The organism is Tessaracoccus rhinocerotis, assembly GCF_007197885.1.
Lineage (GTDB): Bacteria > Actinomycetota > Actinomycetes > Propionibacteriales > Propionibacteriaceae > Arachnia > Arachnia rhinocerotis.
The window spans coordinates 576,806-595,591 of sequence record NZ_VKKG01000002.1 but is presented as its reverse complement, the minus strand read 5'-3'; the positions used below and the strand labels follow the sequence as shown (position 1 = coordinate 595,591).

At 69.6% G+C, this 18,786-nt stretch carries 18 protein-coding genes; 1 reads left to right on the top strand and 17 read right to left on the bottom strand.

The window, feature by feature from the left end:
• Positions 1 to 7: 7 nt before the first annotated feature.
• From ffh to FOJ82_RS07840, 15 genes are all read right to left on the bottom strand, one after another.
• Positions 8 to 1,561: a signal recognition particle protein gene (gene ffh / locus FOJ82_RS07910; RefSeq protein ID WP_143937907.1), complete on the bottom strand. Its 1,554-nt coding sequence runs from the start codon at positions 1,559 to 1,561 to the stop codon at positions 8 to 10.
• A 60-nt stretch (positions 1,562 to 1,621) separates the two neighbouring features.
• Positions 1,622 to 2,767 (bottom strand): signal recognition particle-docking protein FtsY, encoded by a 1,146-nt coding sequence (gene ftsY / locus FOJ82_RS07905; protein WP_143937906.1) that lies wholly within the window; start codon positions 2,765 to 2,767, stop codon positions 1,622 to 1,624.
• 32 nt (positions 2,768 to 2,799) lie between these two features.
• Positions 2,800 to 3,003, bottom strand: a complete 204-nt coding sequence (locus tag FOJ82_RS07900; protein WP_143937905.1) for a hypothetical protein — start codon at positions 3,001 to 3,003, stop codon at positions 2,800 to 2,802.
• Between the two features lie 35 nt (positions 3,004 to 3,038).
• A complete protein-coding gene (gene smc / locus FOJ82_RS07895) occupies positions 3,039 to 6,563 on the bottom strand; it encodes a chromosome segregation protein SMC (RefSeq protein ID WP_143937904.1) in 3,525 nt (1,174 codons plus the stop codon).
• A gap of 1 nt (position 6,564) precedes the next feature.
• A complete protein-coding gene (locus tag FOJ82_RS07890; RefSeq protein ID WP_143937903.1) occupies positions 6,565 to 7,167 on the bottom strand; it encodes a GtrA family protein in 603 nt (200 codons plus the stop codon).
• Positions 7,167 to 8,009, bottom strand: a complete 843-nt coding sequence (gene mutM / locus FOJ82_RS07885; RefSeq protein ID WP_143937902.1) for a bifunctional DNA-formamidopyrimidine glycosylase/DNA-(apurinic or apyrimidinic site) lyase — start codon at positions 8,007 to 8,009, stop codon at positions 7,167 to 7,169. Before mutM ends, FOJ82_RS07890 begins: the two co-directional genes overlap by 1 nt.
• Positions 8,002 to 8,688, bottom strand: coding sequence for a ribonuclease III (gene rnc, locus FOJ82_RS07880; protein WP_143937901.1), 687 nt, complete (start codon positions 8,686 to 8,688; stop codon positions 8,002 to 8,004). The genes mutM and rnc overlap by 8 nt, the downstream gene beginning before the upstream one ends.
• Positions 8,689 to 8,711: 23 nt before the next feature.
• A complete protein-coding gene (gene rpmF, locus FOJ82_RS07875) occupies positions 8,712 to 8,903 on the bottom strand; it encodes a 50S ribosomal protein L32 (protein ID WP_143937900.1) in 192 nt (63 codons plus the stop codon).
• Positions 8,904 to 8,933: 30 nt separating this feature from the next.
• The gene (locus FOJ82_RS07870; protein ID WP_143937899.1) at positions 8,934 to 9,482 is read right to left on the bottom strand and encodes a YceD family protein; all 549 of its coding nucleotides are present in this window, start codon (positions 9,480 to 9,482) and stop codon (positions 8,934 to 8,936) included.
• A 104-nt stretch (positions 9,483 to 9,586) separates the two neighbouring features.
• Positions 9,587 to 10,069 (bottom strand): pantetheine-phosphate adenylyltransferase, encoded by a 483-nt coding sequence (gene coaD, locus FOJ82_RS07865; RefSeq protein ID WP_425472490.1) that lies wholly within the window; start codon positions 10,067 to 10,069, stop codon positions 9,587 to 9,589.
• Positions 10,066 to 10,650 (bottom strand): 16S rRNA (guanine(966)-N(2))-methyltransferase RsmD, encoded by a 585-nt coding sequence (gene rsmD, locus FOJ82_RS07860; protein WP_143937898.1) that lies wholly within the window; start codon positions 10,648 to 10,650, stop codon positions 10,066 to 10,068. The genes coaD and rsmD overlap by 4 nt, the downstream gene beginning before the upstream one ends.
• Positions 10,650 to 12,854, bottom strand: coding sequence for an ATP-dependent DNA helicase RecG (locus tag FOJ82_RS07855; RefSeq protein WP_143937897.1), 2,205 nt, complete (start codon positions 12,852 to 12,854; stop codon positions 10,650 to 10,652). The genes rsmD and FOJ82_RS07855 overlap by 1 nt, the downstream gene beginning before the upstream one ends.
• A gap of 172 nt (positions 12,855 to 13,026) precedes the next feature.
• Entirely contained in the window at positions 13,027 to 13,212 is a 186-nt protein-coding gene (gene rpmB / locus FOJ82_RS07850) for a 50S ribosomal protein L28 (protein ID WP_143938007.1), read from the bottom strand.
• A gap of 111 nt (positions 13,213 to 13,323) precedes the next feature.
• Positions 13,324 to 14,184: an alpha/beta fold hydrolase gene (locus FOJ82_RS07845; protein ID WP_143937896.1), complete on the bottom strand. Its 861-nt coding sequence runs from the start codon at positions 14,182 to 14,184 to the stop codon at positions 13,324 to 13,326.
• 134 nt (positions 14,185 to 14,318) lie between these two features.
• Positions 14,319 to 15,995, bottom strand: coding sequence for a ribonuclease J (locus FOJ82_RS07840; protein WP_143937895.1), 1,677 nt, complete (start codon positions 15,993 to 15,995; stop codon positions 14,319 to 14,321).
• Between the two features lie 37 nt (positions 15,996 to 16,032).
• On the opposite strand from FOJ82_RS07840, the gene FOJ82_RS07835 reads away from it, so the two are divergent.
• Positions 16,033 to 16,569, top strand: a complete 537-nt coding sequence (locus tag FOJ82_RS07835) for a GNAT family N-acetyltransferase (RefSeq protein WP_143937894.1) — start codon at positions 16,033 to 16,035, stop codon at positions 16,567 to 16,569.
• Between the two features lie 7 nt (positions 16,570 to 16,576).
• Here the strand turns inward: FOJ82_RS07835 and dapB are convergent, their stop codons facing one another.
• Together dapB and FOJ82_RS07825 are read right to left on the bottom strand one after the other, a co-directional pair.
• Complete coding sequence (gene dapB / locus FOJ82_RS07830; protein WP_143937893.1) at positions 16,577 to 17,317, bottom strand: 4-hydroxy-tetrahydrodipicolinate reductase; 741 nt, start codon at positions 17,315 to 17,317, stop codon at positions 16,577 to 16,579.
• A 30-nt stretch (positions 17,318 to 17,347) separates the two neighbouring features.
• A complete protein-coding gene (locus FOJ82_RS07825) occupies positions 17,348 to 18,766 on the bottom strand; it encodes a xylulokinase (RefSeq protein WP_143937892.1) in 1,419 nt (472 codons plus the stop codon).
• Positions 18,767 to 18,786: the final 20 nt, after the last annotated feature.

Genomic DNA, 18,786 nt, shown 5'->3' with positions numbered 1-18,786 from the left:
CGTGTGATCACTTGTTCTGGTCGAACATCTTCTGCAGCTCGGGGGGCAGCTCGAAGTCATCCATCGACTGCGGCGCCTCCTGCGGCGTCGGCTTGTCGAGTCCGAGTTCCTGCTGCCGGCGCCTGGCCGGGTTGCCGGAGACCTTGTGCCCGCGCTTCTTGCCCGTCTTCTTGTTCTGGCGCTTGGCCGCACGGCCACCGCCGCCGGATGCGCCGGGCATGCCCGGCGGCATCCCGGGCATCCCGGGCATGCCTCCACCGCCGGCCATCCGCTCCATCATCTTGCGTGCCTCGACGAAGCGGTTGACGAGCTGGTTGACGTCCGAGACCTGGGTGCCGGAGCCCTTCGCGATGCGGGCGCGGCGGGAGCCGTTGAGGATGGCGACGTCGTCGCGCTCGGCGGGAGTCATCGAGTGGATGATGGCCTCGATCCGGTCGACCTCCTTCTCGTCGATCTCGTTGATGGCGTCCTTGAACTGGCCGGCACCGGGCAGCATCCCGAAGATCTTGGACAACGGTCCCATCTTGCGCAGCTGCTGCATCTGTCCGAGGAAGTCCTGGAGGCTGAACTTCGCCCTGCCCCCCATCAGCTTCTCGGCGGCCGCGCGCGACTGCTCCGCGTCGAAGGTCTTCTCCGCCTGCTCGATCAGGGTGAGGACGTCGCCCATGCCGAGGATGCGGCTGGCCATCCGGTCCGGGTGGAAGACGTCGAAGTCCCCCAGCCCCTCGCCGTTGGAGGCGAACATGATCGGCTTGCCGACCACCTTCGCGATCGACAGCGCGGCGCCACCGCGGGCGTCGCCGTCGAGCTTGGTGAGGACGACGCCGTCGAAGCCGATGCCGTCCTCGAACGCCTTGGCCGTGTTGACGGCGTCCTGGCCGATCATGGCGTCGACGACGAACAGGACCTCGTCGGGGTTGACGGCGGCCTTGATGTCGGCCGCCTGCTGCATCAGGGTCTCGTCGATGCCGAGTCGGCCCGCGGTATCGACGATGACGACGTCGTAGAGCCGGCGCTGGGCGTGCTCGATGGCGTCCCGCGCAACCTTGACCGGGTCACCCACGCCGTTGCCCGGCTCGGGGGCGAACACGTGGACCCCTGCGCGCTCACCGACGATCTGCAGCTGGTTCACCGCATTGGGGCGCTGGAGGTCCGCCGCCACGAGGAGCGGGGCGTGCTTCTCGCCGCGCAACCACTTGGCGAGCTTGCCCGCGAGGGTGGTCTTGCCCGCACCCTGCAGACCGGCGAGCATGATCACCGTCGGCGGACGCTTGGCGAAGCGGATGGTGCGTGCCTCGCCGCCCAGGATCGTGACGAGTTCCTCGTTGACGATCTTGATGATCTGCTGCGAGGGGTTCAACGCCTTGGAGAGCTCGATGCCGAGGGAGCGCTCCTTGACGGCTGCGATGAACTCCTTGACGACGCCGAGGTTGACGTCGGCCTCGAGCAGCGCGATGCGGATCTCGCGCATCGTGGCGTCGATGTCGGCCGCTGTCAGGCGACCCTTGGAGCGCAGACCCTTGAATACGTCCGCCAACCGGTCCTGGAGCGTGTCGAACACTGGAAGTTTGCCCTTCGAAGAAAACTTGAACTCGGGCAAGCATACCGGCAGTGGAGCAGGCTACTCCCCGAGGATGCCGGCGACGAAGCCCTCCGGATCGAACGGCGCCAGGTCGTCGACGCCCTCGCCGAGTCCGATCAGCTTGACTGGCACGCCCAGTTCGCGCTGCACCTGCACGACGATGCCGCCCTTGGCGGAGCCGTCCAGCTTCGTGAGCACGATTCCGGTCACGTCGACCACCTCGGAGAAGATGCGGGCCTGCATCATCCCGTTCTGGCCGGTGGTGGCGTCGAGGACGAGCAGGACCTCGTTGACGGTGGCGCGCTTCTCGACCACCCGCTTGACCTTGCCGAGCTCGTCCATCAGGCCGACCTTGGTGTGGAGACGACCGGCGGTGTCGACCAGGACGACGTCGGCGCGCTCCCCGGCCCCCCTGCTGACCGCGTCGAAGGCCACCGACGCGGGGTCGGCACCCTCGGGGCCGCGCACGGTCGGGACGCCCACGCGCTCGCCCCAGGTCGAGAGCTGCTCGGCGGCGGCGGCGCGGAACGTGTCCGCGGCGCCCAGCACGACGGACTTGCCCTCCGCCACCAGCACGCGGGCCAGCTTGCCGACGGTGGTGGTCTTGCCGGTGCCGTTCACGCCGACCACGAGGACGACAGCGGGGTCGTCGTCGCCGGAGGCGAGGTTCAGGGAGCGGTCCAGCGTGGGGTCCACCAGCTTGAGGAGTTCGGCGCGCAACACCTTCCTCGCGGCCTCGGGGTCGGCCACGCCCTCGACGGCGAGTTGCTTGCGCAACGCCTCGGTGAGCTCGGTGGTGGGTCCCACGCCCAGGTCGGACGCGATCAGCGTGGCCTCGAAGTCGTCCCAGACGTCGGAGTCGATCCGGTCGACGCTGAGCAGGTCCGCGAGTGCGCGTGCCAGGGCGTTCTGGCTGCCGGACAGCCGACGGCGCAGCCGCGCGAACCGGGACTGCGGCGCCTCGATCTCCTCGCGGGCAGGTGCTGCGGGCTCCTCGACCCCAACGACTTCGACGTCGGCCTCGACCGTCGTGGCCTCTGCCTCAGCGCCCGGAGCGGGGGCCGGCTCTATGGCCTCCGGCTCGACGGGCGCCTCGATCCCCCGTCGTCCGCGGTAGGCGAGGATGCCGCCGCCGATCAGGAAGAGTCCGATGAGGGCGACGATTAGCCAGAAGATCCAGTCCACGCCGTCATCCTAGCGAGCCGTGGCGACAGGCCTCATTCGGGTCGCTCGTCCAACCGTTCGAGGAACTTCGGGGGTTGCCCCTTGCCATTGAGGTGTCGGCTGGTGGTCTCGGCCACCCGCTCCCACTTGGCGCCGCGCCTACCACCCAGTCGGCCCGAGGACAGCGCGACCACGGCCATCAGGCCGAGCGCCAGCACGACCGTGACGACGACGGCGAACACGAAGACCCATGGCATGCACGAATCCTACGACGCCGGGGCCCCGGATCGCGTCAGGCGAGCCGTTGGCTCACCACGGTCGAGATGCCGTCCCCCCGCATGGTGACGCCGTAGAGGGAGTCGGCGATCTCCATGGTGCGCTTCTGGTGCGTGATGACGATCAGCTGCGACTTCTCCCGGAGCTCCTCGTAGATGCCGAGCAGACGTCCGAGGTTGGCGTCGTCGAGCGCGGCCTCCACCTCGTCGAGGATGTAGAACGGGCTCGGTCGGGCGATGAAGAGGCTGACCAGGAAGGCCACCGCCACGAGGGACCTCTCGCCGCCCGACAGCAGCGAGAGCCGCTTGACCTGCTTGCCGGCGGGCCGTGCCTCGACGTCGACGCCAGTGTTCAGCCAGTCCCCCGGCTCCGTGAGCACGAGCCGCCCCTCGCCCCCTGGGAACAGGCGGGGGAAGACGTCGTTGAACGTGGCCTCGACGTCACGGTAGGCCTGCTCGAAGACCTCCTGGACGCGTCGGTCGACCTCCTCGATGATGTCGATCAGGTCCGCGCGGGTCTGCTTGAGGTCGTCGAGCTGCTCGGCCAGGAACGCGTGCCGGGCCTTCATGGCGTCGAACTCCTCCAGCGCGAGCGGGTTCACCCGCCCCAGGACGGCGAGGTTGCGCTCCGCCCTGCGCAGCCGCGTGGCCTGCTCCTCGCGGACGTAGGGCACGGGCTCGGGCACCTCGTCGTCGTCGGTGAGTGCCGATCCGTCGGGTCGGGTGATGACTGGAACGAGCTCGTCGGGACCGTACTCCGACACCAGCGTCTCGGCCTCCAGCCCCAGCTCGGAGAGCGCGCGGTCCACGAGCTGCTCGATCTTCATGCGGTGCTCGATGCGGACCATCTCGTCGCGATGGGCGCCACGCACCAGTTCCTCGAGCCTTGCCGAGGCTGCCCTTGACTCGTGCCGGACCCGCACCACGGCGGCCTCGGCGTCGCGGCGGTCCTGTTCGGCGAGGTCACGCTCCCGCGAGGCCCGTTGCCGCGCCACTTCCACGTGCTCCGCGAGCTGGCCCGCCGCCTCGTTGACGGTGCGCGCCACCTCTGCCTCGCGCCTGAGCTGCTCGGCGCGAGCCCTTGCCTTCGCGCGGGAGGCACGCTCCGTCTGCGCGGCGCGCAGCAAGCCCTCGGCCCGTCCGGCCAGGGCCTTGGCCTGCTCCTCCGCCGTGCGCAGGGCCAGTCGGGCCTCCATCTCCACCTGCCGGCAGCGTCTCGCCTCGAGCGCCTTGTCGTCACGATCGGCCGGGTCGGGTTCCGTGACCTCCTCGTCGTCGGCGGCGGCGAGCCTGGCCTCGAGCGCCTCGAGCTTCTCGGTGTCGGTTGCGCGCGCGGTGGTGGCCGCATCGATCGCCTCCGTGAGCCGTTCCGCCTCGCGCAGGGCGGCCGCCTGGGTCTGCCGGAACTGGCCGAGCTGGTCGGCGACGGCGGCGAGTTCAGCGTCCGAAGCGTGCAGTTGCGCCAAGGCATCAGCCTCGGCACGTTTGGCCTGCTCCAGTGCGGGAGTCGTCTCGGCCACCCTGAACCGGATCCGGTCCAGCTCGTGGCCCTGCTCGGCAAGCGCCTCCTCCGCGGCGGCCAGCTGGGCGGACAACTCGAGCAGCGACGCCGTCGCGGCGGATCCGCCCTCGACCAGCCAGGACGAGACCAGGTCACCGTCACGGGTCACGGCAATGAGCTCGCCGTCGGCCTCGACCGCGGCGCGCGCCTCGCGGAGGGACTCGACTCCGACCACGCCCCTCAGCAGGCGGGAGATGGTGCCGCGCAGTTCGTCGGGCGCGGTGATCCGGCCCGCGAGTGCCCCGGGCGGCTCGGGCTGGGCGTCCACGACGCCGCCGACAACGAGGGGCGCGCGGCCGAGATCCGCGGTGGCGAGGTGCTCCACTGCGTCGACGGCGGGTCCCAGTCCCTCGGTGACGATCGCCTCGGCGGCAGCGCGCAACCCCACCGCGACGGCGTTCTCCCAACCGGCCTCCACCGCGATCAGGTCGGTGAGCCGGCCGCGGATGCCGTCACGTCCGGAGGCGAGCAGGTCAGCCGAACCGTCCTTGCGCTCAGTGGTCAGGCGGAGCGCCTCGATCCGTGCCTCGAGGGCCGCCCTCTCCCGGACCGCGGCGGTCTCGGCGGCGCGCAGTTCGGCGAGCGTGTGCTCGTGCCGGGCGACCGCCTCCGCCGCCTCCTCGTACTCAGCGTCCAGGTCGGACTCGGAGGCGCCGAGACCCGCGAGGGACGACTCGGTGCCGTGGTAGCTGCGCTCGGCCTCGGCCGCCCGCTCGATGGCTTCGTCGCGGCGACGGGCGAGGCGCTCGACCTCCTCCTCGGATGCCTCGAGCCGGGACTTGATGGAGTTCACCTGGCCGTTGAGCCGGGCGAGGCCCTCTCGCCGGTCGGCGATGGCGCGCAGGGTGGTGGCGTAGGCCTGCTCCGCGGCGGCGTGCTCCTTCTCGGCAGCGTTGCGGCGCAGGGTGGCGTCGGTGAGTGCCTCGTGGGCGGTCTGGACCCGGTTCGCGAGTTCGTTCTCCTTCTCGCGCACCTCGGCGGCGTCGCGCTCCAGAGCGTCGGGATCCCGGCCCCCGACGTCGAGCGCGGGCTGCGCCTCCCCGGAGCGCATCCGCTCGGCCGAGATCGAGATCGTGGTCGAGACCCGTTCCCTCAGGCTCGCCAGCGCGTACCACGTCTCCTGGGCACGGTCGTAGGAGGTGCCCGCGTCCCGGAGCGCCTGCTCGGCGGCCTCCTCCGCGGCCGTGGCGCGCCTGACCTCCAGCTCGGCCCGTTCCCTGGCCGCCTGCACGGCCGCCTCGTCGGCGAGTTCTGCGGCGAGCGCCTGCTGGGCGGCGGCGAGTTCGTCGGCGAGCAGGCGTGCCTTCGCGTCGCGGAGCTCGGCCTGGATCACGGCGGCCTTGCGGGCCGCCTCCGCCTGGCGGCCCAGGGGCTTGAGCTGGCGCTGCAGCTCCCCGATGAGATCGGTCAGGCGCTCGAGGTTGGCCTTGGTGCCGTCCAGCTTGCGCAAGGCCTTCTCCTTGCGCTTGCGGTGCTTGAGCACGCCGGCCGCCTCCTCGATGAAGCCGCGCCGGCTCTCGGGGGTGGCCTGCAGGATGGCGTCCAGCTGGCCCTGTCCGACGATGACGTGCATCTCGCGCCCGATGCCGGAGTCGCTGAGGAGTTCCTGCACGTCCAGCAGCCGGGCAGGTGCACCGTTGATGGCGTACTCGGAGCCACCGCTTCGGAACATCGTGCGGGTGATGGTGACCTCTGCGTAGTCGATGGGCAGCGCCCCGTCGGAGTTGTCGATCGTGAGTTCCACCTCGGCGCGGCCGAGCGGGGCGCGCTTGGCGGTGCCCGCGAAGATCACGTCCTCCATCTTGCCGCCGCGCAGCGTCTTGGCTCCCTGTTCCCCCATGACCCAGCTGAGCGCGTCCACGACGTTGGACTTCCCGGAGCCGTTGGGCCCCACGACGCAGGTGATCCCCGGTTCAAATGCAAGCGTCGTCGCTGACGCGAAGGACTTGAACCCGCGGAGGGTCAACTGCTTCAGGTACACGTCAGGTGCCCTCCTGCTGGATGTCCTCCGGGTGCTCGGCCTCTTCCGTCTCGTCCAGCGTCCTGATGGCCTTGAACGTCCAGAACTTGTTGACGAGGAACGTGATCGGAATCGTACACACGATCATTATCAGCTGTGCCCAGTACTTGCGGGTCCGGAAACCCGTGGAGTCGTCGAAGATGTCGGTGGGCAGTGCCACCGGGGAGCCCTGGTGCATGAGCGCGGTCAGGATCAGCAGGCCGACGCCCTGGGCGATCAGCCCGACGGTCAGGAAGGGGAAGTACTCGCGGAACCAGTTGGCGGAGTGGTGGGACTTGAACGTCCAGCGCCGGTTCAGCTGGAAGTTGAACAGGTTGGCGACGAAGAACGACAGCATGGAGAAGACGTGGTACCAGCGGACGTTGAACTCCGTGAACGGGATGTTCCACCACACCTCGGTGCCCGCGAGGTAACCGGCGCTGGGCCAGACCAGCGGAAGCAGCTTGCCCACGAAGATGAACGCGACGAAGTTCACGAACACGCCCAGCCCGCCGACCACGCCGAAGCGGAACAGCTGCCAGATGGAGGTCTCGTAGCGCTCGTACTTCGTCTTGAACCACTCCATCAGCGGGCTCCTCCTCGGGGCAACCGCTGGCACTTTGTGCACAGGAAGCTGCTGCGGTTGGCGAACTGCCGCCTGACCATCGGTGTGGCGCACCGGTTGCAGGGCAGGCCCTCCCGACCATAGGCGTCGAGTGACCTCGCGAAGTAACCCGACTCACCGTTGACGTTCACGTACAGCGAGTCGAACGACGTCCCGCCCTGCAGCAGGGCATCGGTCATGACGTCGCGGGCGTGCTGCAGCACCTCGACGGCCCTGCGGCGCGTGAGTCGGTTCGTGGGGTGCTCGAAGTGCAGGCGGGCGCGCCACAGTGACTCGTCGGCGTAGATGTTGCCGATTCCCGAGACGAGGCGCTGGTCCAGCAGCGCCCGCTTCACCGTCGTGTTGCGGCTTCGCATCCGCTCGCCGACGTCCTCGGCGTCGAAATCCGGATCGAACGGGTCGAGCGCGATGTGGGGCACTGGGTTGGCGGCGCCGCCCTCGGCCAGGGTCAGTCCCCCGAACATCCGTTGGTCCACGAAGCGGAGCTGCCGGCCGTCGTCGAGGTCGAACAGCACGCGGGTGTTGCGGACCAGCTCGTCCTGCGCGTCGTTGACCCGGAACTGGCCGCTCATGCCGAGGTGCACCACGAGGGCGTCGTCGCCCAGCGCGAGCCACATGAACTTGCCACGCCGGCGCACGTCGTCGATGGTGCGCCCCTCCAGGGCAGCACGCATCCCCTCGGCGCCGAAGGGGTGAGACCGCACGGGCCGGGGGTGCAGCACCGTCAGCCGCTCGATGCGGCGTCCTGTTGCGTGGGAGGCGAGTCCGCGCCGGACCGACTCCACCTCGGGGAGTTCAGGCATGCGCGCCGCCGAGCGCCCTGTACGCGATGGTGGCGGCACGCTGTTCCGCGAGCTTCTTGCTGGGGGCGGTGCCGGCACCGCGGGGCTCCCCGTCGACGACGACGGTGGCGGTGAACTCGCGCTGGTGGTCCGGGCCGGTCCCGGCCACCTCGTAGACGGGCAGGCCCCAGCCGTTGCGGGCTGCGAGCTCCTGCAGCGAGGTCTTGAAGTCGGCGTACTCGCCCTCGGCCTGGGACTGGGCGATGCGCTCGTCCAGGAGGGCGTGGATGAACCGGGACGACGCCTCGCTGCCTCCCGAGAGGTGGACGGCGCCGATGATGGCCTCGGTGGTGTCGGCCAGGATGGAGGACTTGTCGTTGCCGCCGGTGGCCACCTCGCCCTTGCCTAGCAGGACGTGGCCGCCGAGTTCGAGCTCGCGGGCCACCCGTGCGAGGGCGTAGGTGCTGACGACGGAGGCCCGCAGCTTCGCCAGCTCCCCTTCCGCCAGGTCCGGGTAGGTGTGGAAGATGTGTTCGGTCACCACGATCTGCAGCACCGCGTCGCCCAGGAACTCGAGCCGTTCGTTGCTCGGGATGCCGCCGTTCTCGTAGGCGTAGCTGCGGTGGGTGCAGGCCAACTCGAAGAGCTGGGTGTCCACGCGGACACCCAGCTCGTCAAGCTGTTGTGTGAGTCTGCTCACCCTCGTCGGGGTGGAGGCTCGCGTCAGGCCTGGACGACCTGCCGGCGTGCTCCCTTGGGACCGTACTGGCCGCAAGAGGGGCAGGCGGTGTGGGACAGGTGACGCTCGCGGCAGGCCGGGTTCACGCACTCGACGGTGGGGACGACGGACGTCTTCCACTGCGCACGGCGGGACCGGGTGTTGCTGCGCGACATCTTCCGCTTCGGAACGGCCACGATCTTCTCCTACTACTCAGGTTTGAAAGTTCAGTTGTTCGGCTTGACGTCCAGGTCCGCCAGCGTCGCCCAACGGGCGTCGATGACGGCTTCGTGCTCGTGCGTCGGATCATCGTTGAGGTTGAACCCGCACTCGGGGCACAGACCCAGACAATCCTCACGGCACAGGGGCGTGAACGGCAGTTCAAGCACCACGGCGTCGCGTAGCACCCCGTCGAGATCGATCGTGTCCTCGACGATCTGCCGCTCGTCCTCCTCCACCTCGTGTCCGGGGTAGAAGAAGAGTTCCTGCAGGCGGAACGTCTCGGCACCCTCGATGTCTCTCAGGCACCGGGCACAGGCGCCGTGCAGTTGCACGGCGGCCGTTCCCGAGACCAGGACTCCCTCCACCACGGCCTCCAGACGGAGGTCGAGGTCGATGTCGGAGCCCTCGGGCACTCCGATCACTTCGAGACCAAGGTCGGCGGGCGCAGGTACGGTCCTGCTGACCTCGCGCATCGACCCCGCGCCGTGGCCCAGCTCCAGTACCTCAAGTACCAGCGGTGAACGACGGTCAGCTCTGCGATGTACGGACGTCATGCGAACAATCCCTTCGTACGTCGACCATGTTCTCGAAACATGACCGACTGCTTACGATACCTGAGCAGGAGGCGTGGCCAAAATCCTCCCACCCCAGATCCGGATCAGTCCCAGGTTCGCTGCGCGATTGCCCTGGCGACGTTGTCCGGAACGTAGCGGGTGACGTCGCCGTGCAGCTTCATCACGGTGCGCAGGATGGTGCTGGAGAGGGTGACGTGTTGCTCCGCCGCGGGCAGCAGCACGGTCTCCAACCCGGTCAGGCCGTGGTTCATGTGGGCCATCTGGAGTTCGAAGTCGAAGTCCGCCCCGAACCTGAGCCCCTTGACGACGGCGGTGATCCCCCGCTGGGCGCAGAAGTCAGCCAGCAGTCCGTCAATCTCTGCCACCTCCACCCCGTCCAGGTCGGCCACGGCACCCCGGACGAGGTCGATGCGCTCGTCCCCGAACAGGTACTTCTTCTGGTCGTTGCGTCCCACCCCGACCAGCACCGACCCGAACAGGTCACGGGCCCGCGTGATGATGTCGACGTGCCCCAGGGTGATCGGGTCGAAGGATCCCGGGCAGAGCACGGTTGGTTTCATCGTCATTCCTGTTCCTCGCGCAGCGCCCCGAAGTGGAGCGTGGTCTCACCGTACCGGCGTTCCCACAGGTCGCCGAAGGCTTCGGGCCAACTCGGCGCACCAGTCCTGCTGGACCGTTCGACCACGACGAGCGCCTGCTCCACGAGCGCGCCGCCCGAGACCAGTGACGCCAGGATGCGATCCACGGTGGCGGCGGGGACGTCGTAGGGAGGGTCGATGAACACGAGGTCGAACCGGCCGGGCGAGGACTTCACGGCGGACTCGACGGTGCCGGAGTTGACCTCCACGCGCAGGCCCGCCGCGGCGGCGTTCTCCCTGATCAGGCCCGCGGTCCTGTTGTCCACGCACACCACCCTCGCCGCGCCGCGGCTGGCGGCCTCGAGGCCGAGCCCGCCGCTGCCCGCGAACAGGTCCAGCACGGTGACGTCCAGGAGTTGCTCAGCGGAGTCGGAGTCGACGGTCCCGAACCAGGTCGCCAAGGAGGAGAACAGCGCCTCCTTCACCCGGTCGGTCGTCGGTCGGGTGTTGTCGCCCTTTGGTGTGGCCAACCGCCTGCCCTTGGCGCGGCCCGAGATGATCCTTGCCATCAGCTCTTCTCCAGCCAGTCGCCCGCCGCCACCAGTTCGGCCGCGGTCACGAGGTCGGCGAGCCGCGGGTCGTCCCCGGCACGCTCGTCGGCGATCACCCGCTCTGCCAGCAGCTTGGCCTGCTGGATCATCGCGGCGTCCGTGAGGACCCGCAACAGCTTCAGCGACGACTGCCCCGACTGCGCGGCCCCGAGCACGTCGCCCTCCCTTCGGAGTTGCAGGTCCCGCTCCGCGAGCGCGAATCCGTCGGTGCTCGCGACCAGGGCGTCCAGCCGTTCGACGGCGGTGAAGTTGTCGTCGGCCGGTGCGGCCAGCAGCAGGCACAACCCGGGGTGCTGGCCGCGGCCGATGCGGCCGCGCAGCTGGTGGAGCTGCGAGATGCCGAAACGATCGGCGTCCATCACGACCATGACGGTGGCGTTCGGGACGTCCACGCCCACCTCGATCACGGTGGTGGCGACCAGCACGTCGGTCCGGCCGGCGGCGAAGTCCGCCATCGCAGCATCCCGCTCGGCCACCGGCTGCTTGCCGTGCACCATGCCAAGCCGCAGCCCGCTGAGGGGGCCCGCCTGGAGCTCGGGCAGCAGCTCGGTGACGGCGGTGAGACCCTCCCCCTCCTCCAGGTCCGCGTCGGTCTGCTTGCCCGTGATGGCGGGGCACACGATGAAGGCCTGCCGGCCGCCGGCCACCTCCTCACGGATGCGCTCCCAGGCCCGCTGCACCCAGGTGGGCTGGGTGCGCGTGTCTACATGGACGGTCTGCACCGGGGACCGCCCGGCGGGGAGCTCACGCAGCTCGGAGACCGCGAGGTCTCCGAAGACGGTCATCGCGATGGAGCGCGGGATGGGAGTGGCCGTCATCACCAGCGTGTGGGGCTGGCGCTGGGCCTTCGCCGCCAGCGCGGCCCGCTGCTCGACGCCGAAGCGATGCTGTTCGTCGATGACGACCAGCCCAAGGTCGTGGAACCTGACCGGGTCGCTGAGCAGCGCATGCGTGCCCACGACGATGCCGGCCTCGCCGCGCTCGATGTTCAAGAGGACGTCACGCCTGGCTGACGCCGAGAGGGCGCCCGTGAGCAGCGAGACCGTCGTGGCGTCGGGGTGGGCCCCCAGCTGCTGGCCCGCCCCCAGGTCCCCGAGCAGCTTCGTGATCGTGGCGTGGTGCTGCTTGGCGAGCACCTCCGTCGGGGCGAGGAGGACCGCCTGGCCGCCCATGTCCACCACGGCGAGCATCGCCCGCAGCGCCACGATGGTCTTGCCGGAGCCGACCTCGCCCTGCAGGAGCCGGTGCATCGGGTGCTCCCGCGCCAGGTCCTCGAAGACCTGCTCCCCCACCTGCTGCTGCCCGTCGGTCAGGGTGAACGGCAACCGCTGGTCGAAGGCCGCGAGCAGGCCGTCGTCGCGGCGGGGCCTGGGCGTGGCGGCCTGGCCCTCGAGCTCCGCCCGGCGGTACGCCATGGCCAGTTGCATCCCGAAGGCCTCGTCGAACCGAAGCCTCTCGATGCCCTTGGCGGCATCTGCCTTGTCCACCGGTTCGTGCACCTCGGTCAGGGCCTTGTCCAGGGGCAGGACACCGGCCTCCTGGACGACCCAGTCGGGCAGTGTGTCCCCGAGCGGTGTCACGGTGGGCAGCACCAACCGGATCGACTCGGCGATGGTCCAGGTGGGCAGTTTCGCCGTGGCCGGGTAGAGGCCGACCATCGTGCTGCGCTGGACCGCGCGCTCCATGTGCTTCTGCACCTCCGACTTCTTGGCGGTCACCTGGCCGGCGGAGTCCAGGATGACGAAGTCGGGGTGGGTGAGTTGGAACTCGTTGTTGAAGACTCCGACCTTGCCGATGAAGATGCCGCGGCTGCCCTTGACCAACAGTCCGGACCACCAGGTGGCCAGGTGCGGCTTGGGGGCGAACAGTGTGATCCGGAGGAAGTTGTCGCCGTCGGTCAGGATGGACTCCACCCGCGTGCGCGCCCCGTACTTGACCTCGGTGCGGTGGACCTCTGCGACCAGCGCGACGTCCTCACCCACCCGTAGGTCCCCCAGGTCGCTCATCTCCGTGCCGGGCAGGTACCGACGGGGGGTGTGTCGCACGAGGTCCCCCACCGTTGCGATGCCGAGCTTCGCGAAGTGTTCGGCGGTCTTGCCGCCGACGACGTCACGCAGCCCGCGATGCAGTTCCCGCTGGATCCCGGTGCGCCACTTGACCATGCGGGGAAGCCTACAAGCAGCGGCGGACACACCCTGTCCCGGACCGGCCGTGCCTGCGCCCGGTCCGTCGCGCGGCGATGCGTCGACGCAGGCCCGGTGCCGGGCACGAAAAAACCGATGACCCGTGGCCGCAGCCACGAGTCATCGGTCGAGTTCTTTCACCTGCTCCAGGTCAGCGTGTGACCTTTCCGGCCTTCAGGCAGGAGGTGCAGACATTGAGACGCTTGGGGGCGCCGTCGACGGTGGCACGAACGCGCTGGATGTTCGGGTTCCAGCGACGATTGGTCTTCTTCTTGGACCAAGGCACGTTGTGACCGAAGCCGGGTCCCTTGGCGCAAACATCACATACGGCGGCCACTGGAATCTCCCTTGTTGCTTGCCGGACGCAGGGTTGCGGCCGGTCGATCGTCAACTGCCCGACGGCGACGGCCGTAGGCAACCTGTAGATCATAACCGAGCCCGCACTGATTCACAAAGTTGGGCCCAGGACCTCGCGCAGGCGGTCCGCGAACTCGTCCGGACTGCCCGTCTGGCCGTGTTCCCCGTCCGCAAATCCTGCGTGCCCGTCGGGAAAAGCGACCACCCGCAGCCCGAGCGCCTCCGCGGCGCTCCGGGCACCGCGCGCAGCCAGCCCACCCCCGGAATCAGCTCCGATGGCCACCAGGATCCGGTCTGCAGCGGCAGCAATCGCCGTCTGGTCCGGCTGGTGGCTGGGGCCGTTGCGGATGCTCCCCGCCAGCAACGGGTCGTCCCGCGAGCCGTCGTCGGTGGCGGGGAGACCGAACTGCGCGGGGGCGGGTGCGGGCCGCTGGAGGTAGGCCTCGTCCAGCTCGCCGTCGTGCATCACGAGCGTGATGAACTTCGCCATCGCCGGGCCGAAGCCGTCCCGTTCGTAGGTGGCGGCGATGTCCTCGTTGGCGCGCTCCACGAACTCGCGGTCCGGCAGGAACTGTGTCAGCGGCGGCTCGTGGGCCACCAGGAGGTGCACCTTCTCCGGCGCCAGCTCCATGAGTGCGAGTGCGTTGACGGCTCCGCCGCTGGATGCGAAAACGTCCACGGCCCCCACATCGAGGGAGTCGATCAGCAAGGCCAGGTCCGCCGCATGGTCCCGCGCGCCCAGGAGCCGGTCGTCGCCCTCGGCGCGCACGCTGCGCCCCACTCCCCGTGGGTCGTAGGTGACCACCACCCGGTCGGCACTCATGCGCTCTGCGAGCCCGCGGAAGCCTCCGCCACCCATGGGGAACCCGGCCAACAGCAGCACGGGCTCCGGACCCGGTGCGCGCAGGTCGCCGTGCACCTCACGGTGCAGGTCCGTCTCCGGTGTGTTCATGCTGCGCTCCTCGGTCCTCGACGTCGAAACCAACCGATCATGCCCTCGATCGATCCTACGACGCCCCCAGGCCACAGCACCGCCCGAGCCGTTGGGCTCGGGCGGTGCTGTGTCCCACGCACTGGCAGGCCTGCTCAGGTGGTGACCACCACAGGCACGATCATCGGGCGGCGGCGCAGTCGCTTCGAGACCCAGGCACCCATGACCCGGCGCGTCACCTGCTGCAGCCGGTAGGTGTCGTCGACTCCCTCCTTGAGCGCCTTGACCAGCGCGTCGGCCACCTGGCGGCGGACGTCGTCGAATACCGACGGGTCCTCCGCGAAGCCGCGGGCATTGATCTCGGGCCCGCTGAGGAGTTCCTTGTTGTGGAGGCTCACGACCGAGACCACGGAGATGAAGCCCTCCTCTCCGAGGATCATGCGGTCAGTCAACGACTCGGAGATGTCACCCACGGTGGAGCCGTCCACGAAGATGTAGGAAGCGTCGATCCGTCCCACCTTGCGGGCGCGGCCGTTGGCGAGGTCGACTGCGTCGCCGTCCTCCGCGACGATCACGCGGTCCGCCGGCACGCCCGTGGAGATGGCCAGCTTGGCGTTGGCGATCAGGTGCCTGATCTCGCCGTGCACCGGCATCACGTTCTTCGGGGTGAGGATGTTGTAGCAGTACAGCAACTCGCCCGCCGAGGCGTGACCGGAGACGTGCACGAGGGCGTTGCCCTTGTGGACCACCTGGGCCCCGAGCTTCGAGAGGCCGTTGATCACCCGGTAGACCGAGTTCTCGTTGCCGGGGATGAGGGAGGAGGCCAGCAGCACGACGTCGCCGGGGGCCACCTCGATGACGGGGTGCTCCTTGTTGGCGATGCGGCTGAGCGCGGCGAGGGGCTCGCCCTGGGAGCCGGTCGAGACGATCACCACCCTGTCCTCGGGGTACTTGTCGATGTCCTTCAGCTCGATCAGGGTGTCCGCGGGCACCTTCAGGTAGCCGAGCTCGCGGGCGGTGGCCATGTTTCGAACCATGGAGCGGCCCACGTAGACGACCTTGCGGCCGTGCTTCACGGCCATGTTCAGCACCTGCTGGACTCGGTGCACGTGCGAGGCAAAGCAGGCGACGATCAGCTTCTGGCGCGCCTGGTCGAAGACGCGGGCGATGGCGGGCTCGACGTCCTTCTCAGGGGTGGTGAAGCCGGGCACCTCGGAGTTGGTGGAGTCGCTCATGAACAGGTCGATCCCCTCCTCCGCCAGGCGGGCGAAGGCACGCAGGTCCGTGATGCGACCGTCGAGGGGGAGCTGGTCCATCTTGAAGTCACCCGTGTGCAGGACCGTGCCGGCGGCGGTGCGGATGGCGACGGCCAGGGCGTCGGGGATGGAGTGGTTCACTGCGATGAACTCGAAGTCGAAGGCACCCTGCGTGAGGCGCTCCCCCTCCTTGACCTGGTTGAGCACCGTGTTGCGGATGCGGTGCTCCTTGAGCTTGTTGCGCACCAGCGCCAGCGTCAGCTTGGAACCGTAGACGGGGATGTCGGAACGCTTGCGCAGCAGGTAGGGCACCGCACCGATGTGGTCCTCGTGGCCGTGCGTCAGCACGAGGGCGACGATGTCGTCGAGGCGGTCGTCGAGGTAGTTCAGCGCCGGGAGGATCAGGTCCACGCCGGGGTGCTGGTCCTCGGGGAACAGCACGCCGCAGTCCACGAGCGCGATCTGGCCGTCGATCTCGAAGGCCGCCATGTTGCGGCCCACGTCGCCGAGGCCTCCCAGCGGGATCACACGCAGGGTTCCGGGCTTCAGCTTGGGAAGAGTCTTCGAATCAGTCACTGGGTCAGCCTAGTCCACAGGGCATACACTGGCCCCCATGCCAGTTCCAGATTCCGTCCGTCTCGCCATGCCCGCAGAGGCCGTGGACGTCGCCCGACTCCAGCGCAGGGCCTGGGGTGCGAACCCGGTCATGGCCCGCGCGCTCGGCGAGATCAGCGCCGACGAGACGGTCCGCGCCTGGCACGAGGCGATCACGAAACCCCCGCTGGCCCACCTGCGTGTCCTGGTCGCACAGGCCTCTGGCATGATCGTCGGCTTCGCGGTCACCGGCCCGAGCAACGACCCGGATGCCGCGCCCACCGACGGCCTGATCGCGGAGTTCGTGGTGGACGAGGACTCGGTCGAGGCGGGGCACAGCTCGCGCCTGATCAACGCCGCCGTGGACACCCTGCGGGCCGACGGCTACGAGGTGGCCACGATCTGGCTGCCCAGCGACGCCGACGAGAAGCGCCAGTTCCTCGTCGAGTGCGGCTGGGCCACCGACGGCGCCCACCGCGAAGTGGGGCCGGAGGAGGGCGACGACGCCGGCGCGCTGAAGCTGCTGCGGATGCACACCGACATCAAGAAGGACTGACCTCGGGTCAGATCCCCAGCACGCCCTCGATGCCCTCCGTCAGGCCGGGGTCCGAGTCGACGTGACGGATACCAGCCACCACGCCGGGCATGAAGCTCGCCCGGTCGAAGCTGTCATGACGGATGGTGAGCGTCTCCCCCGCCGCGCCCAGCAGGACCTCCTGGTGCGCCACGAGGCCCTGCAGCCGGACCCCGTGCACGTGGATGCCATCCACCACGGCACCGCGGGCGCCACCGTCGTGGACCGTGGCATCGGGCACGGGACCCATGTCCGCGGCCGCCCGGGCCGCGGCGAGTTTCTGTGCCGTGGTGGTGGCGGTGCCAGAGGGCGCCTCCGCCTTGCCCGGGTGGTGCAGTTCGACGATCTCGACGCTCGGGTAGAAGGGCGCCGCCAGGGCCGCGAACTTCATCATCAGGACAGCGCCGATGGAGAAGTTGGACGCGATCAGGATGCCGACCTGCGGGTGTTCGGCGCAGAGGGCACGCACGCGGGCGAGGCGTTCAGCGTCGAACCCGGTGGTTCCGACGACGAGGTGGATGCCGTTGGCGAATGCCCACTCGATGTTGTCCATGACGGCGTCGGGGTGGGTGAAGTCGACAACGACCCTCGCCTTGGCCAGGTCCGCCCTGTTGCCGTCGACATCCACGCCACCGACGAGCACCATCCCGTCGGCCTCCTCGACCGCGCGGCCCACCTCGCTGCCCATCTTGCCGCCGATTCCAAGGACCCCGACCGGGATGTCACCCATGATTTGTCGCCTCTCGCTTCGCCTGCTGTCCTACTCGGACCACTGCCGGAACTCACGGTACCGCGCCAGGATCGACGGGTCGTGCTCCGCGACCAGGCGCTGGGCACCCTCTGCCTCCCAGTGCGGCGGCGTGTCCCCACCGGCAAGGACCCAGGCTGCCTGGCGCGCTGCGCCACGGGCCACGTACTCGCCGGGGGTGGGCACGACCACGTCAGTGCCGAAGATGACGGGAGCGAGCGCCTGCACGGCTGCGGAGCGGGCGGCTCCGCCGGTGAGGACCACCTCGTTGATGTCCACCCCGTGGACACGGATCGCTTCCATGCCCTCGGCCAGCAACGTGAGCAGGCCGTTGAAGGCCGCCCGGGCCAGGTTCTCGCGCGAGAAGTTCGCGTAGGTCAGGCCGTGCAGGGCGGCGTTCGCGTCCGGCAGGTTCGGGGTGCGCTCGCCACCGAAGTAGGGCACGAGCACCGCTCCCCCCGCGTCGGGGACCGCCGCCAGCGCGAGCCGCGCGAGTTCGTCGTGGTCGACGCCCAGGACCCGGGCGGCGGCGTCGAGGATCTGGGCGCCGTTGAGGGTCACCGCGAGCGGCAGGTACCGCCCGGTGGCGTCGGCGAAGCCCGCAACCAGACCGCTGGCATCCTTCACCGGGGTGTCGCTGACCACCCCGACCACGCCGGAGGTCCCGAGGGAGACGGAGGTCATGCCCGGCGCCAGCCCGAGGCCGAGGGCGGCGCCCGCGTTGTCCCCGCAGCCGGGACCGAGTGCCGCGCCGGAGCCGCCGAGGCGTCCCACGACCTCGTTGGGGGCGGCGACCCGCGGCAGGCGGATCGCCGAGGGGTCGCGTCGCAGCGCGAGCTCCAGCAGTTCGGGCAGGTAGGAGTTGGCGGCCGAGTCGAAGTAGCCCGTGCCGGAGGCGTCGGAGCGGTCGGTGGCCAGGTCCGCCAGGTCGGTGGAGCCCGAGAGCTTCCAGGTGATCCAGTCGTGCGGCAGGCACACGGCCGCCACCCTGTCGAGGTTCTCCGGTTCGGCATCGGCGAGCCAGCGCAGCTTGGTCACGGTGAGGGAGGCGACGGGCACGCTTCCGATCCGCTCCGCCCACGCCCTGCGTCCCGCGACGACGTCGCCGTCGCCCAGCTCGACGACGAGCTCGCCTGCGGCGCGGCCGGAACGGGTGTCGTTCCACAGCAGGGCGTCCCGGACCACGTCCCCGGCTGAGTCGAGGCAGACCATGCCGTGCTGCTGGCCGGAGACGCTCACCGCCTCCACGTCGTCGAGGCCGCCGGCCTCTGCGATGGCCTGCTGCAGCGCGGTCCACCAGGCTGCGGGCGCCACCTCTGTGCCGTCCGGGTGCTTCGCCCGGCCCTCGCGCACGACGGCGCCGGTCGCGGCGTCGCACACGAGGACCTTGGACGACTGGGTTGAGGAGTCGATTCCAGCTACGAGAGTCATGGCACCAGATTAGGGGATGT

Coding starts and splice junctions, on each gene's coding strand:
- FOJ82_RS07870 (WP_143937899.1), bottom strand. CDS start 9,482: ATGACGTCCGTACATCGCAGAGCTGACCGTCGTTCACCGCTGGTACTT.
- FOJ82_RS07845 (WP_143937896.1), bottom strand. CDS start 14,184: ATGAACACACCGGAGACGGACCTGCACCGTGAGGTGCACGGCGACCTG.
- FOJ82_RS07855 (WP_143937897.1), bottom strand. CDS start 12,854: ATGGTCAAGTGGCGCACCGGGATCCAGCGGGAACTGCATCGCGGGCTG.
- FOJ82_RS07890 (WP_143937903.1), bottom strand. CDS start 7,167: ATGGAGTGGTTCAAGACGAAGTACGAGCGCTACGAGACCTCCATCTGG.
- FOJ82_RS07835 (WP_143937894.1), top strand. CDS start 16,033: ATGCCAGTTCCAGATTCCGTCCGTCTCGCCATGCCCGCAGAGGCCGTG.
- FOJ82_RS07825 (WP_143937892.1), bottom strand. CDS start 18,766: ATGACTCTCGTAGCTGGAATCGACTCCTCAACCCAGTCGTCCAAGGTC.
- FOJ82_RS07900 (WP_143937905.1), bottom strand. CDS start 3,003: ATGCCATGGGTCTTCGTGTTCGCCGTCGTCGTCACGGTCGTGCTGGCG.
- coaD (WP_425472490.1), bottom strand. CDS start 10,069: ATGACGATGAAACCAACCGTGCTCTGCCCGGGATCCTTCGACCCGATC.
- mutM (WP_143937902.1), bottom strand. CDS start 8,009: ATGCCTGAACTCCCCGAGGTGGAGTCGGTCCGGCGCGGACTCGCCTCC.
- dapB (WP_143937893.1), bottom strand. CDS start 17,317: ATGGGTGACATCCCGGTCGGGGTCCTTGGAATCGGCGGCAAGATGGGC.
- rsmD (WP_143937898.1), bottom strand. CDS start 10,650: ATGGCAAGGATCATCTCGGGCCGCGCCAAGGGCAGGCGGTTGGCCACA.